This window comes from Streptomyces sp. NBC_00576, assembly GCF_036345175.1.
In the GTDB taxonomy this organism is placed as follows: domain Bacteria; phylum Actinomycetota; class Actinomycetes; order Streptomycetales; family Streptomycetaceae; genus Streptomyces.
The window spans coordinates 5,119,910-5,134,353 of the sequence record NZ_CP107780.1 but is presented as its reverse complement, the minus strand read 5'-3'; the positions used below and the strand labels follow the sequence as shown (position 1 = coordinate 5,134,353).

Genomic DNA, 14,444 nt, shown 5'->3' with positions numbered 1-14,444 from the left:
GACCTGTTGGGTCGCTGACCCGCAGGCGGCGTGAGCCAGGAATCCCCCTGCTTCGGCCGGGGGAGGATTCAATGGGCGTCTCCGTCCCAGGGGGAGCTGTCGCCGTCCCGGCGGTCGTACCGGCGCTCGTCGGGGTCTTCTCGGTCCTCGCGGTCGCCGTCGGGCTGGTCCCAGGGCGCGGTGAGGTGCTCCGCGCCGCGCGGGGACCCGTTGACCCGGCCGTAGTCACGGCTGTCACGCTCCTCGGCGGGGAAACGTGAACTGCCGCTGTACCTACCGGTGTTGTCGTAGCGGTCGTCATCGCTGCGGCGGCGGTCGCCGTACGGCTCGTCGTAGTCGTCCGGGGAGGCGCGGCGCGCGCGCTCGCCGGTGTTGTCGGCTTCCGGGGAGCGGGGTGGTGTCGTGCCCCAGTCGTCCTCGTCGTCGGCCGGGCGGCGGGGGGCCTCCGGCTGCGGGCGGCGGCGGGGGGTCGGGGTGCCGCCGCGGACGTGTTCCAGGAGGGTGCGCAGGGTCGGCTGGACCGCGCGTTGGTCGCCGAACTCGGTGTCCAGGGCGGCGGGAAGGGTCTCCGCCCAGAATTCCCACAGGGGGCGTACCCAGCCCTCGACGCGTTCGCCGTCGCGTTCGCGGCGCTCCGCGAGCAGGTCCAGCTGGCGTGGGGCGATCTTCTCGACGAGTTCGACGAACAGGGGGTGCGGGTCGCTGCCGCTCCTCGTCAGGCCCGTCGGCTGGGCGCCCATCAGTTCGCGGCAGTAGTCCTCGACGGTGCGCTCGTCGTCGAGGACGGTCCAGCGTTCGTAACTGCGCAGCAGTTCCGCCCAGCTCGACACGCCGCCGGGGAAGTCACCCAACCGCAGCCGTACGCCCGGTACTTGGGGACCCGTCTCGGGGTGCAGGCGCAGCCGGACGCGGTCCGGGGACGCCGTCTCGCCGTCCACCACGTCGACCTGGCCGTTCCACATGCAGCACAGCAGCCGGTGCAGGATGACGCGGCGGTCCTCCTCGCCGCTGACCATCCAGCTGTCCCGGTAGCCGAGCCGCTGGCGCCACCGCAGGACGTCCTGAGCCTGCTCGTTGTCCTTCGCCCTGGCCCACTGTCGGAGCACCTTGCGGGCCTCGGGGACCTGGGTGAGGCTCATCTCGCTGCGGAAGAGGACGACGGTGACCGAGTCGCTCTCGACTCCCCGGTACTCGACCGAGTTTCGCGCGTCGGAGGGCAGGCGGAGCGCCTTGCCGAGGTACTGCTCGACCTCGTCGACGGCCTCCACGCGCGGGTAGGTGACCAGCACCCGCAGGGGGCCGGTGCCCTCCGGGGTGAAGCCGACCGGCAGCAGCCCGGTCAGTTTGCGGCCGAACAGGTCGAGGGCCTCCTTGCTGACCTGGTCGGTGGCGTCCGAGTCGCCGGCCGCGGCGGCCAGCAGGGTACTCATCGACGGCAACAGGGGGCGCTCCTCCAGCCGTTCGCCGCCCTCGGCGAACAATCGGGTGATCCGGCCTTCCAGTTGTGCCTTCACGACCGACACCGCGCTGTCGGGGCTGCGCCGACTGATGCCGTGGACGTCGCGCCACGTCTCCCCGTCGACCAGCTTCAGCAACAGCGCCGCCGCGTCCTCCGTCTCGCGCAGTCCCTCGCGGCGGATCAGCCTGGTCACCAGGTCCTCGTAGAAGTGGTTGAGGGTGCGCTGCGGCGGCAGCAGGTACGAGATGCCCGTGCGGTCCTCGTACAGTTCGAGGCCCTTCTGCGCGGACACCTTGCGCTCCTGGTCGCTGTGCGCGCGGAACGCGTTGACGAGCCGGGCGATGTCGGCGCCCGCCGTGTCGGCCGGAGCCCGCCAGTGCTGCTGCTGTTCCCGCCAGGCCTCGTGCCAGATGGTCCGGCAGCGCCACTGGTACCAGGCGTCCTGCTCCTGGAGCGCGGCCTGGACGTCGTCGTCGCCCCAGCGGGCCGGTGACATGCCGGCCAGCCGGCCCTTGATGCGGGGGATCTTGGGCGGCTGTTCGGTGATGCCCGGCGGGCGTTGCGGGGCGCGGGAGCGGTTGTCGAGCATGCCGAGGAAGCCGAGCCGGGCGATCGGGTCGTCGGTGTCGGTGGCCGGGACGCCCCGGACGACCCGGTCGGCGTGGAAGGGGTCCACGTTCAGGAGGAGTTTGTCGATGGCGGGGCGCGGCGAGAAACGGTCGGCCATCGTGGCGGCGGAGCGTTCGGTGACGGACCGCAGGTCGGCCAGCAGCCGCTGCATGTCGGAGATCCGCTCGCCGAGCGCCGCCTCGACGGCCTTGCCGCCGCGTGGCAGCGGTTCGGGGTCCAGGACGGGCAACTGCCTGCGTTCCCACAGCTCTTCGAGGTGGGAGTCGGCGAACAGCTGCCGGATCATCGGCACCGTCGTCTCGCGCAGCGAGGTCCGGGGCCGTTCCACGAGGTCGGTGACCGCTTCCCGGAGCATCCGGCCGGCCACCAGGTCGGCGAGCTGGTCCATGGGGACGGTCATCGACGCGACGAGGCTGGTGGAGACGCCCTGGCGGCCGATGCCGGTGGGGGAGAGGGCGCTGCGGTGCACACCCCGGTTGATGAAGCTCGCGGCGAAGGTCTGGAAGTCGTCGTCGCTGACCGTGGTCCGGCCCCGGGTGCGGGTGTCGCCCAGTTCGGTGCCGATCAGCGACATCACCAGGGAGACGATGGAGCGGCGCAGGTCGTCGGCGCGGATGCCGGCGGTCGGGCTGAACAGGAACGAGGTGGGCAGGATGCCGGTCCGCAGCCGGATCGGCTGGGTGCCCGGGTAGCGGACGCCGAGTCCGGCGCTCTGGTCGAGGTCGCCGATCTCGGCGCCCTCGGTCGGCGCGTTCTGGCCGTCGACCAGCCGGAACAGGTCGACGAGGGCGCGCGCCGCGTTGAGTTCGGCCTCGCGTCCGCCGCCGGTGGCCGAGGTGAACGACGACGGCATGACGACCAGCGGGTAGATCTTCACGCCGTTGAACCGGCGCAGCTGGAAGGCGTGGTTGATGAGGTGCAGATAGTCGAGGAAGATCCCGGCACCCGTCCCGCCGGCCACCGAGAAGGCGACGAACACATCGCAGCCGGTGACCTTTCCGCCGCCCAGCTCGGCCAGTTCGCCGCCGGCTCTGGCCATCGCGTCGATCGCCTGGAGCAGCGGTGTCAGTACCGGGTTGAGGCCGTGCCGGAGCGTGGCGAACAGGGCGGCGCGGCCGACGGTCGGGAGCTGTCCTGCGCCGTTGTGGAGCGGGGTGACGCGGGGTTCGTCGGTGCGCGGCGGCAGCCAGTCGGCGACCTCGGCGCGCATGCTGGCCCGGAGCATCTTGGTGACCTCCGGCGAACTGTCGAAGTTCGGCAGCAGGTCGTGGGTGGCCCGTGAGGTACGGGAGTAGGCGGCGCGCAGCGACGGGTCGACGTTGAACTGCGGCAGCCGCATCAGGTCCGACTCGCTGTAGTCCGCGTACACGAACTGCAGGCAGTCGGGCAGCTGGTAGGGGGCGTTGCCGCTGAGCCGGCTCAGTGCCGAGCCGTCCGGGCCGCACAGCTCGGCGCGCAGCCTGCGCTCCAGCTCGGCGCCGACCAGGCCACCGGTGCCGCCCAGGCCGACGAAGAGCATCGGCTGGAAGATCTTCATGGGTTTCCTCCCCGCTCACGGCCGCTCGGCCGCGTGTTCGTGCTCGGTACGTCCGTGGGTGTGGGTGTGGGTGTGGGTGTCACAGGTACGTCTGGTCGTAGGCGCTCGCGCTGCCCTGTCCGCCGGGGTCGGTACCGGGCGTGGGACCCGTGGGGCCGCCGGCGGACGGTGAACCGCCCTTCCCGGAGCGGGAGGTGCGGGAGGTGCGGGTGTTGCGCGTCTTGCGCTTCTTGTGGGTCTCCTCGCCGAGGGCGAGGCTGAGCCCCTCGGTCAGCTGGACCGGGCCGCCCGCCGACAACGGGGTACGGCCGCTGCCGCGCCGGCGCAGCACCGCGCCGCCGTTTGGGTTGCGCTGGACGGCGTACGGGCCGTGCGTGCGGCGCTCGATGCGGGGACTGATGTGGGCCTCGGCGACGCCGAACTCGTACCACTGCTTCTGTCCGTGCCCGGCCACGTGTTCACCCGGCAGGAACTCGCCGTTCTCGTCGACCAGCCGCAGCACCAGACCGCGCGGGTCCCGGCGGGCGCGGCGCAGCCGGATCACGGCGAGGACGGCGGCGACGATCGCGGCGATCAGGACGGCGGCGACCAGGAACGCCCACCAGTACTGGTCCCAGACGCCGGGCTCGGGCGTCACGTGCACGGACAGCGGGGAGCGTACGAGGGTGAGGTTGTCGTCGGTGGTGTCGACGACGGTGACGTTGCCCGCCAGGGACAGCCCGTCGTCGGTGAGGCGGTCGCCGAAGACGTCGGCGGGGGCGACCTCGACGGTGACCTTCCGGGTACCGGACTCACCCGGTTTCAGGGTGAGTTGGGCCGGGGTGACCGTGAGCAGGCCCGCCTTGAGGTCGGTGACGGACAGCTTCAGGGTGTGCGGGGCGTCCGTGGTGTTGTGGACGTCCAGGGTGCCCGTGACCCTGGCGCCGGGGTGGACGTCGGCGGCGAGGAACTCCAGGGCGGTGGTGACGAGCGGCTCACCGTCGGCGAATCTGCCCTCCTCGCTGCGCGTGTCGGCGCTCAGGCCGGCGGCGGTCAGTGTGGCGCTCGCCTTCAGTGCGCCGTGGGCGCTCGCCGGGATCTCGGCGGTGCCGGTGAACGAGCCGTCGCTGGCCCTCTCGTCCTTGCCCTTGCCGTCGTCGGTGAGGGTGAGCGGGAGCGGGTCGAAACCGTCGCCGGTCAGCTCGCCGCGGACGCGCAGCCCCTCGTAGTCGCGCGGGTCCTTGATCTGGTAGCCCTCGCGGGTCTGGACCCGCATCGTCACGGTGACCTGGTCGCCGGCCTGCGGGGAGGACGGGTCCAGGCTGATGGCGCCGCCCAGTTCGCCCTGCCACAGCACACTGACGGCGACGGGCAGCGAGCGGTGCCCCTCCGGGGCCTCGGCGCGCACCTTCCACACGCCGGGCAGCGGGTCGACGATCTTCAGCGCCTCCACGGTGCCGGTGGAGCCCGCCAGTTCGAAGCTCGACTCGTGGAAGGTGCCGGACGTGGGCACCTTGTGGCCGGCCGGGTCGGTGTAGGTGATCCGCACCTTCGGGTCGCCCTTGTCGACGACGATGCTGCCCACGGTCGCCAGCGGGGAGATGGCGATCTTCAGGGTCGCGGGCGGGCGTTGCGGCTCGGGGCCCTCGACGTGGCGCATGCAGTGGGCGGCGGCGAAGATCCGCTCCAGGGTCGTGCCGACGTCCTTCGCGCCGGAGACCTTGCTGGCCCGGGGCTTGGCGGAGGGCAGTTCGGTACAGCCCTTCTGGTAGCCGCCGGCGGCTATCCGGTCGAGCTGCTTCTGGTCCGGCGCGGGCCCGAAGCCGAGCGGCCAGATCTGTACGCCCTGGGCGGCGGCCTCCTTCAGCGCCAGCGTCAGCTTCCGTTCGCCCTCGGCCGCGCGGTGCGCCTTGTCGCCGTACTTGGGGCTGTCCTCGACCTCCATCTTCCCGTCGGTGAGGAGGAACAGCACCCGGGGCCGCACCGCCTCGTTGCTGTCGACGGCGGTGAGGTCGTGCACGCCCTGCATGATCGCGCTCGGGAAGTCGGTGCCCGTGCCCTCGCCCGCCTTGCGCTTGCGCAGCGCCTCGACGCAGCCGCCGATCTTCTTGCGCCCCGCCGGGTCCAGCGTCGTGCGCGGGCACACCGGGTCCACCACGTGCTGACCGGCGCCCTCGGCGGCGGCGAAACCGAACACCGTGATCCGGGAGGACGAGGACACGTCACCCAGCGCGATCCGGGCGGCGGCGGCCTTCTCGACCGCCATGTCCGCGTCGGCGAGGCTGGCCGACTCGTCCACGGCGACCGCGTAGTCGACCGCCGGGAAGGCCGGTTCGGTCTCCGCCACCGGTACGGCGTCCCGACCGGAGTACCGACCGGTGGGCGCCGACAGGGATATGAGCACCGCGGTGGCGCCCAGCACGGCGAGCGCGGCGCGGCGCGCCCGGCCCCTTCTTGTCTCTCGTACTCCGTTGACTCGTCCCACGGCCGTCCCCTGTTTCCCGTTTTCCGGTGTTCCTGGATCGTCGCTACTCGGTGCGCGCCGGTTGCGTGGTGCGCGCGGATACGTCGTGATAGGTGAAGTTCCTGGCGCCGGCGCGACCCCGGCGCGACCCGGAGAGCCGCGGCGCGACCTCAGCGCGCCGTCATGCTCCAGGCCAGGGCCAGCGCCGCCGAGGGGGCGAGCGAGCCGACGCCCCAGCGGATGGCCCGGTACTTGGCGGAGAGGATCGCGCTGACGTCGACGGCCTGGACGAGCAGCCAGCCCGCCGGATCGCGCCCCGCCTCGGCGACCCGGGCGGCGAGTGTCGCGAGGTCGTGGCGGGCGCCCACCAGGTCGCCGAAGTACGTCACGTCGGCCCCTCCCTCCCGGCCCTCCCTGACCGTGCCGGTGCGCGGCATGAGCGCCCCGACCAGCGCGGTCACCGAAACCGCCCAGAGCAGGCCGGCGACGATCAGCGTCACGTCGGCGGGCCCGTGCCAGCCGGGGGCGCCCTGCCAGCCGATGAGGAAGGCGGGCAGCGCGAGCGTCCCCGACAGCAGCACCGCCGCCTTCGAGTCGGCCCGCCCGAGGTCCTCCCTGACGGTGCTGAGCAGCCGCTCGGCGACGCGCTCGCTCACGCGTTCCCCAGAGCGGTCGGGCCCGTGCCGACCCCCGTACGGCTCGGGCCCGACCTGTCCTGTGGTGCCGCCGGTTCCTGCGGTTCCCCGGGTCCCGCCGGTTCCTGCGGTTCCCCGGGTCCCGCCGGTTCCTGCGGTTCCCCGGGTCCCGCCGGTTCCTGCGGTTCCCCGGGTGCCGCCGGTTCCTGCGGTTCCCCGGGTCCCGCCGGTTCCTGCGGTTCCCCGGGTCCCGCCGGTTCCTGCGGTCCCCCGGGTGCCGCCGGTTCCTGCGGTTCCCCGGGTCCCGCCGGTTCCTGCGGTCCCCACGGTTCCGCCGGTCCCCACGGCTCCTGCGGTCCCGCCGGTCCCGACGGTTCCTGGGGTTCCCCGGGTTGCCCCGGTCCCGACGGTCGTGCCGGTTCCCCCGGTTCCCCCGGCTCCCCCGGTTCCCCCGGTCCCGACGGTTCCCCCGGTTCCGCCGGTTCCGCCGGTTCCGCCGGTTCCCCCGGTCCCGCCGATCCCCCCGGCTCCCCCGGTCCTCCCGGTCCTCCCGGTTCCCCCGGTTCCCCCGGCTCCGCCGGTACCGCCGGTTCCGCCGGTTCCGCCGGTCGTGCCGGTTCCGCCGGTTCCGCCGGTTCCCCCGGTTCCGCCGGTTCCGCCGGTTCCGCCGGTTCCGCCGGTCCCCCCGATCCCCCCGGCTCCCCCGGTCCCGACGGTCGTGCCGGTTCCGTCGGTTCCCCCGTCCCCGGTCATTGGTCCGTCGCCTCCCCGTCGTCGTTGTTGCCGTCCGCCCAGTCCCAGCCGTTGTCCCGGGGGCGCCTGCGGCGCGGCGGTTCCGGGGCGGAGTCGTCGTCCGGGTAGGGGTCCGCCGGATACGCGTCCTGGCGGCGGACGCGGGTGGGCGGTTCGTCCGACACCCAGTCCGGGGTGAACGGTTCGGCACCGGACGGCTCCAGCTCCGGAGCGGGCCGGCCGGGGCGGCCGTCACGGCCGTCGCGGCGGGCGGGCAGCGAGCCGATCGGGCCGGTGACCCCGCCCAGTCGCCCCCGGTTGAGGAGGCTGAGGGCCTGCGTCTCCACGTCGTTGGACTGGATCTGACCGCTCTCCACCATGTCGAACAGCCGGTCGACGCGCTCCTTCTCGTCCTGCCGGCCCTCCTGGCGGATCTTCTCCAGGAAGTCCTTGGCCTCCGTCGGCTCGGCCGCCAGCATGTAGCTGAGCTGCTCCAGCTCCCCGCCCTGCAACATGGCCCGGAACCGCGCCTGGTGCACCCGCGTCACCTCGGCCGAGGCATGCGCGTCGCGGATGCCGTTCATGTGCTCGATCGCCCGGTCGTCGACGCGCAGCCGGACGTACAGCCTTACGTTCAGGCCGAGTTCGGCCCCCAGCCCGCTCCAGCGTCCGCCCGCGCACTCCCGGGTGATGGCCCGGTTGGCCTGCTCGGCCTCGTGCACCCGGTAGGCCGAGGTGACCTCGTGGAGCCGTTCCAGGATCGGCGCGGTGAGCCGTTTCGCGATGTCCGTCACGACCTGGACGGCGGCCAGATGCGGGTCGTCCACCGTCCAGTGGATATCCACCTCGGCCTTGAAGAAACTGGTGCCGCCGGCCGCCGGCAACTCCATCTCCAGCGGTGTCTGATAGGTGCCGAGGGCGATCTCGCAGACGGTGTGGGGCCGGGCCAGCGCCCGCTTGTCGACGTGCCGCGTCCCGGTCACGGTGACGACGCTGTGGCCGCCGTTCCGGTAGAACAGCACCAGTGCCTTCTGGGCGCTGACCTGCGGCTGGACGCCGTTCGGCGGGTACTCCTTCAGGAACGGACCCGTCGGCCCGGCGGCGGCTCTGCGGGCCTGCAGCCGCTCCTTGGCCCGGGCCCGCGCCTGGGCCTGCGCCTGGTCGTTGTCAGCCATGACTTCTCTCCTCCTGGCCGCTCCGGGTCCGCTGGTTGACGGCGAGCCACCACAGGGAGCGCGCACGGACGTCGGGGAACGGGTCGTCCGGGTCGTTCATCATTCGGCGCAGCAGCCAGTCCAGCCGCCGCCGGTCGGTCTCCTCGGCGGCCAGCGCCGGCAGCAGCGCCGCCAGCCCCGGCCGTGTCCACTCGGTGCCGTCCTTGCGTACGGCGGTGCGCAGCATGCGCTCCAGCGCGTCCATGGCCACATCCTTCGAGCGGGCCGTGTTCAGCGCGGTCCACAGCAAGTCGGCGATGGGCAGGGCGAGTTCGGGCCGGGTGTCGGCCAGGGCGAGCGCCAGGGGCCAGTCGCCGCGCTCACCGAGCGAGGGCTCCGGCTCGTCGATGAGCAGCTTGTCGACCCTGGTCTCGGCGAGCCAGATCGCGGCCGCGAGCCCGAGGGTCTGGTGCGCCTCGCGCTTGTGCTGGGTCCAGTCGGCCATCCGCCGCAGCACCTTCGGTGCCTGCGCGCTGTCCGGCAGCGCCAGCAGCCGTACGACGTTGAACGCGGCGGCGGCGCGCAGCGACTGCTCCCCGTCGTCACGGACCCCGATGCGGGCCAGGGCGTCCAGGGCATCGCCGGTCGTGTCCGCGCAGTTGCCGTAGCCCAGCGCCGCCGCCGCCGTCGAGCGCAGGGTCCAGGTCGGGGACCGGCTCCAGTCCTCGATCAGCTTCCGTACGGTCTTGCGGTGCGAGGGGTGACCGGCCGCCTGGTCCATCATCGTGGCCGCGAACAGCCTGCGGTGGGCGGTGCCCTCGGCGAGCGGCCGGACCAGTTCGGCGAACCCGTGGTCGAAGTCCCGTACGCACAGCTCCCCGGCGGCGACCGCCGCGCGCACCCACACCTGGGGGCGCTGGTCGTCCGCCAGCAGCCGCAGCCAGCGCACGACCGGCGCGCGCACCGGGAAGTGCCGCTCCCACAGCTCGGCCAGCACCGCGGAAGGCAGGGCGCCGCCGCGGTACCAGATCAGCCGGGCCGGCACCCCGGCGCCGGCCACCTCGACCTCGCCGGTGATGCTCTCGGCGCGGGAGAGGGCCAGGTCGGCCTCCGGGTCGTCGCAGAACAGGGGGCGGGCGGGCGTCTGGTCGGGGTCGCACTGGACGGACAGTTCCCAGGTCAGCAGATGCGCGGCGGAGGACACCGCGCTGTGCGAGGCCCCGCCGAGAACGGCGAGCGCGATCCGGAACGCCACGGGGTGGAACAGGGCGGCGGTGCCCGGCCGTTCCGCGCTCCCCTCCCCGTCCCGCTCACCCTTGCGGACCCGTGCGGCGAGCGTCCGGTCCACGCCGGCGAACCACTCCTGGGCCTGGTCGGCGGCGAGGCTGCGGCAGCCGGCCAGCAGCTCCTGCTGCGACAGATCGCCCAGCAGCCGGCCGGCCAGCAGGGAGGCGAGGAGTTCGGCCTCGGCGGGCCGCAGATCCTTCAGCCCGACCGCCTCCACGACCTCCTCGCGCTGTGCCAACTCCTTGGCACGGGCGAGTAGTTGCTCTACTCCGGCGCCGTCCTCCGGAGCGGCGGCCACCTGGCCCTCCAGTCGCTCCTCCAGCCGTTCCCGCAGCCGGGTGGTGAGCAGTTCCTGGGTGGGCGCGGGCGGGCAGATCATGCCGTAGCGCCCGGCGAGCAGCGGGCCCGCCGCCGAGCCGACGGTGACGACGAGCACCGCGAAGGACTCGCACCGGGCCAGGGCGGTGGCCAGTTCGTCGAGGTCCATCTCGTCCGGGGGCAGCACGCCGGGCCGGGTGAGGGACAGTTCCAGGAGGTAGCCGGTACGACGCGGGAACTCGTCCCCCGTGCCCAACTGGCCCGCCAACTGCCGTACCCCGCCGTCCGGGTCGACCCGGCGCACCGGCGAACCGGCGGCGGGCTCGCCGTCCGTGCCCTCGGACGCGTCGGCGGTGACCTCGTCGAGAAGGGAGAGCGCCGTACTCGTCCGGCCGGTGCCGGGGGCGGCGCCGAGCACCAGCAGCCGGCGGGCGCGCAGCGCGTTGCGCAGCCGTACGTATCCGTCGGGGACCACGTGCACCCGGCGGAGCCTGCGCAGCTCGTCGGCGGGCACGGGGCCGCTGCGCAGGCGCAGTCGGGCGTCGGTGCCCAGGAAGATGTCGCCGAAGTGGGCGCTGCTGATGAACGAGCGGTCGACGCTGGTCAGATCCCGGCCGGACTCGAACAGCATCCGGGTGGCGCGGCGCGTACGGGAGGCGGCGGCGAGGTCGGTGGGGCCGTCCTCGCCCTGCTCCTCGGCGAAGGGGGCGCGGGTGTACTCCTTGAACCGCTCGGCGGCGAGCGCCCGTTCGTTCTCCTTGTCGTCCCGTTCGCTGTCGTCCTTCTCTTCTTTTCCGTCCTTCTCCTCGGAGCCCCCCTTCTCTTTCCCTTTTTCCTTCTCCTTCTCTTTGTCCCTGCCCTCGGGCTGGTCCCGTTCGGGGGTGCTGTCGGGGCTCTCGGGGGCGTCGTCCGACTGCTGGTCGTCGCTCATGCGCCCCCGCCCTTCCGCCGGCCGATGTGCACGGGCTGCTGGTAGGTGTTGTCGTGGTGCACCGAGATGTCGCCCTGGGCGGCGAAGCTGGTACCGGAGTCGGTACCGGGGTTGGTGCTCGGGTAGGTACCGGAGTCGTCGACCGGGATGTTCACGGGCGGGTCTGTACGGGGGGAGCCGGCCGTGGGCGCGGCGACCGGGCCACCGGGAGCGGCCCGCCCGGGCAGGTGGAACCAGGCGGTGGTCTCGCCCTCCTTGAGGGTCAGCCGGGCCGAGGTGTAGCGCTCGGGTTCGATGAACTTGCCGCCGCCGCTCACCACGTCCTCGTACAGGGAGCCCGAGGTCACCAGGACGAGGTCGGCCTTTCCGTGATCACCCCGGAGGGCTGTCAGCCGACGCTCAGCTCCGTGAGGCCGCCGTGCCCGCCGACGCCGCCCAGCTCGCCCAGCGGCAGCGTGTGCTGGGTCTGCAGGACCTTCGCGCGGAGGTAGCGGACGTTCGCCGGGGTGGTGAACACGCCTGTGGGGACGCGGTCGTGGACGTCCATGCCCAGGGCCCGGAGCTGGTTGCCCTTGTCCGGGTTGTTGGAGAGCAGGTCCAGTGAAGTGATGCCCAGGGCCTCAAGCATCTGGGCCGCCGCCGTGTAGTCGCGGGCGTCTTCCGGGAGGCCCAGCGCGGCGTTCGCGGCGTAGGTGTCGAGGCCCTCGTCCTGGAGGGCGTACGCGTCGAGCTTGTTGTAGAGGCCGATGCCCCGGCCCTCCTGGCGGAGGTAGAGCAGGACGCCGCCGTGCTCGGCGATGCGCTCGACGGCCTCGCGCAGCTGGGGGCCGCAGTCGCAGCGGGCCGAGCCGAAGACGTCGCCCGTGAGGCACTCGGAGTGCAGACGGACCAGCGGGGTGGTGCCGGGCGCCGGTTCGCCGAGGACCATCGCCACGTGTTCCTGACCGTCGGTCAGGCCGTGGAAGGTGACCAGTTCGGTCTCGACGCTGTAGCCGTCGTGGAAGCGCAGCGGCACCCGGACGCGGGAGCGCTGGGTGGCGGCGGGGAAGTCGGGCATGCGGGTCTCCCGTTGGTTCTCGATCGATCCTCGGATCTGCTTCCGCTTCCGCGGGTCCTGCTTCCGCCGGCCCCGCCTCAGCTCTGCGCTCTGCTTCAGTTTTGAAGCAGATCCTCACTCGAATGGTGACCCTACCTCATGCTTAAAAGTTAAAGCAACGGATTTGTGAGGTGGCTCATGCGTCCGCGTCGCCGGAACCGCACGACGAGGAGGACCGGCGCAGCCACGGCAGACCCTCCGGCGCCGACTCCGTCCCGTCCCCCTGGAGCGCCTGCTCGATCCGCGTACCGATCTCCTCCAACTGGCCCACCTGCTCCGGAGTCAGATGGTCGAAGAGGGCCGCGCGGACCGTGGCGACATGCCCCGGGGCGGTGCGTTCCAGCACCGCCATGCCCTCGTCGGTCAGCGCGGCGACGGTGCCCCGCTTGTCCCACTTGCAGGCCTCGCGCCGTACATGACCGTCCTTCTCCAGCCGCGCCACCGCGTACGTCAGCCGACTGCGCGTGATCTTCAGCTTCTCGGCGAGATCGGTCATCCGCAGCCGCCGTTCGGGCGTCTCGGAGAGGAAGGCCAGGATCGTGTAATAGAGGTGTGGCATCCCGGCGTCCTGCTGGAGCTGCCGGTCGAGCGCGTCCTCCAGGAGCAGGGAGGCCGCGATGTACGCGCGCCACGCGCGCTGCTCCTCGGGGGTGAGCCAGCGGGTCGTCATGCGACCAGTGTAGGTTTGTTTAAAACTTGAACCAAGCCGTGGTCCCGTAGGCGCCGGAAGCGAGCGCCGAAAGCAAGCGCCGGAAGAGAGTGCCCCATGCCCCTCCCGTACGTCCTGTTGTCCGCCGCCGTCTCCCTCGACGGCCACCTGGACGACACCGGCCCCGAACGGCTGCTGCTCTCCAGCCCCGCCGACTTCGACCGGGTCGACGAGGTACGGGCGTCCAGTGACGCGATCCTCATCGGCGCCGGCACCATCCGTGCCGACAACCCGCGTCTCCTGGTCAACTCGCCCGAGCGGCGGGCCGCGCGGCTGGCGGCAGGCAAGCCCGAGTACCCGCTGAAGGTGACGGTGAGCGGATCCGGGGAACTGGACCCGGCCGCCAACTTCTGGCACACGGGCGGCGAGAAGGTCGTGTACACGACGGACAAGGGCGCCGAGCAGGCCCGGCGGGCGAACCTCGGTGCCAGTGTGCACATCGTCTCCCTGGGCCCCGGCCCGCTCGACTGGCGGGCGCTTCTCGAACACCTGCACGATGTGCGAGGTGTGCGGCGCCTGATGGTCGAGGGTGGCGGCACCGTCCACACGCAGCTCCTCCAACAGGGCCTCGCCGACGAACTCCAGCTCGTCCTCGCGCCCCTCTTCGTCGGCGACCCCGACGCCCCCCGCCTCTTCGGCCCCGGCGGCTACCAGGGTGGCCGGCTCCGGCTCACCGAGACGCGCCGGATCGAGGACGTCGTCCTCATGCGGTACGAGCCCACCGCCCCCGGCGCCGGCCCGCTCGCCTCCGCCGCCGACCGGCACTGGCTGGCACTGGCGTGCGAACTGGCGGAGCGGTGTCCGCCGTCGCGCACGGCGTTCAGCGTCGGCGCGGTGGTGGTCGCCGCCGACGGTACGGAACTGGCGCGCGGGTACTCCCGGGAGGGCGGCGACCCGGTCGTGCACGCGGAGGAGGCGGCGCTCGCGAAGCTCGACCCGGCCGACCCCCGGCTCCCGGCGGCCACCGTCTACAGCAGCCTCGAACCCTGCGCCCGCCGCGCCTCCCGCCCCGCACCCTGCGCCCGGCTGATCCTCGACGCGGGCGTACGCCGGGTGGTGACCGCCTGGCGCGAGCCGGACACCTTCGTGGTGGCGGCGGACGGGAGCGGGCTGCTCGTGGGGGAGGGCGTCGAGGTCGTCGTACTCCCCGAGTACGAGGAGCGGGCCAAGGCTCCCAATGCCCACCTGCCGGGATGACGTGCCGCGCCGTGCCGTGCCGTGCCCCTCATCGAAGCCCCCGATTCAAACGTGGTGATCAGCGTCCCGCAGATGGCGTATAGTTGTGTTCAGCGGCGCGGGGTGGAGCAGCTCGGTAGCTCGCTGGGCTCATAACCCAGAGGTCGCAGGTTCAAATCCTGTCCCCGCTACTGAAGGCCCAGGGCCGGAAACCAAGAGAATTGGTTTCCGGCCCTGAGTCATTTCCCCGGTCGTTCCTCGACCGTTCCCGGCAGCTTCTTAGCCCGGTCGGTCCACCTGGCTCGCCCGGCGCACCCGCTCCCGGAAACCTGGACAG

Annotated in this window: 9 protein-coding genes and 1 tRNA gene; 2 read left to right on the top strand and 8 right to left on the bottom strand. The window is 72.7% G+C overall.

What is annotated here, in order from left to right:
- Positions 1-68: 68 nt before the first annotated feature.
- The 8 genes from OG734_RS21985 to OG734_RS21950 all read right to left on the bottom strand — a co-directional run bounded on the left by OG734_RS21985 (position 69) and on the right by OG734_RS21950 (position 12,892).
- Positions 69-3,626, bottom strand: a complete 3,558-nt coding sequence (locus tag OG734_RS21985) for a tubulin-like doman-containing protein (RefSeq protein ID WP_330289234.1) — start codon at positions 3,624-3,626, stop codon at positions 69-71.
- 79 nt (positions 3,627-3,705) lie between these two features.
- Positions 3,706-6,090 (bottom strand): VWA domain-containing protein, encoded by a 2,385-nt coding sequence (locus tag OG734_RS21980; protein ID WP_330289233.1) that lies wholly within the window; start codon positions 6,088-6,090, stop codon positions 3,706-3,708.
- A gap of 149 nt (positions 6,091-6,239) precedes the next feature.
- Positions 6,240-6,725, bottom strand: coding sequence for a Pycsar system effector family protein (locus OG734_RS21975; protein WP_330289232.1), 486 nt, complete (start codon positions 6,723-6,725; stop codon positions 6,240-6,242).
- Positions 6,726-7,453: 728 nt separating this feature from the next.
- Complete coding sequence (locus OG734_RS21970) at positions 7,454-8,611, bottom strand: hypothetical protein (RefSeq protein WP_330289231.1); 1,158 nt, start codon at positions 8,609-8,611, stop codon at positions 7,454-7,456.
- Entirely contained in the window at positions 8,604-11,126 is a 2,523-nt protein-coding gene (locus OG734_RS21965) for a hypothetical protein (RefSeq protein WP_330289230.1), read from the bottom strand. Before OG734_RS21965 ends, OG734_RS21970 begins: the two co-directional genes overlap by 8 nt.
- A complete protein-coding gene (locus tag OG734_RS21960; protein ID WP_330289229.1) occupies positions 11,123-11,473 on the bottom strand; it encodes a hypothetical protein in 351 nt (116 codons plus the stop codon). The genes OG734_RS21965 and OG734_RS21960 overlap by 4 nt, the downstream gene beginning before the upstream one ends.
- Positions 11,474-11,514: 41 nt before the next feature.
- The gene (locus OG734_RS21955) at positions 11,515-12,183 is read right to left on the bottom strand and encodes a GTP cyclohydrolase II (RefSeq protein WP_330289228.1); all 669 of its coding nucleotides are present in this window, start codon (positions 12,181-12,183) and stop codon (positions 11,515-11,517) included.
- Between the two features lie 175 nt (positions 12,184-12,358).
- Positions 12,359-12,892 carry a MarR family winged helix-turn-helix transcriptional regulator gene (locus OG734_RS21950; protein ID WP_330289227.1) on the bottom strand — a complete coding sequence of 178 codons (534 nt, stop codon included), beginning with the start codon at positions 12,890-12,892 and terminating at the stop codon, positions 12,359-12,361.
- A 96-nt stretch (positions 12,893-12,988) separates the two neighbouring features.
- Here OG734_RS21950 and OG734_RS21945 point away from each other — a divergent pair, with 96 nt between their 5' ends.
- Positions 12,989-14,128 (top strand): dihydrofolate reductase family protein, encoded by a 1,140-nt coding sequence (locus OG734_RS21945; protein ID WP_330289226.1) that lies wholly within the window; start codon positions 12,989-12,991, stop codon positions 14,126-14,128.
- A 96-nt stretch (positions 14,129-14,224) separates the two neighbouring features.
- Positions 14,225-14,298, top strand: a tRNA-Met gene (locus OG734_RS21940).
- The last annotated feature ends 146 nt before the right edge of the window (positions 14,299-14,444 follow it).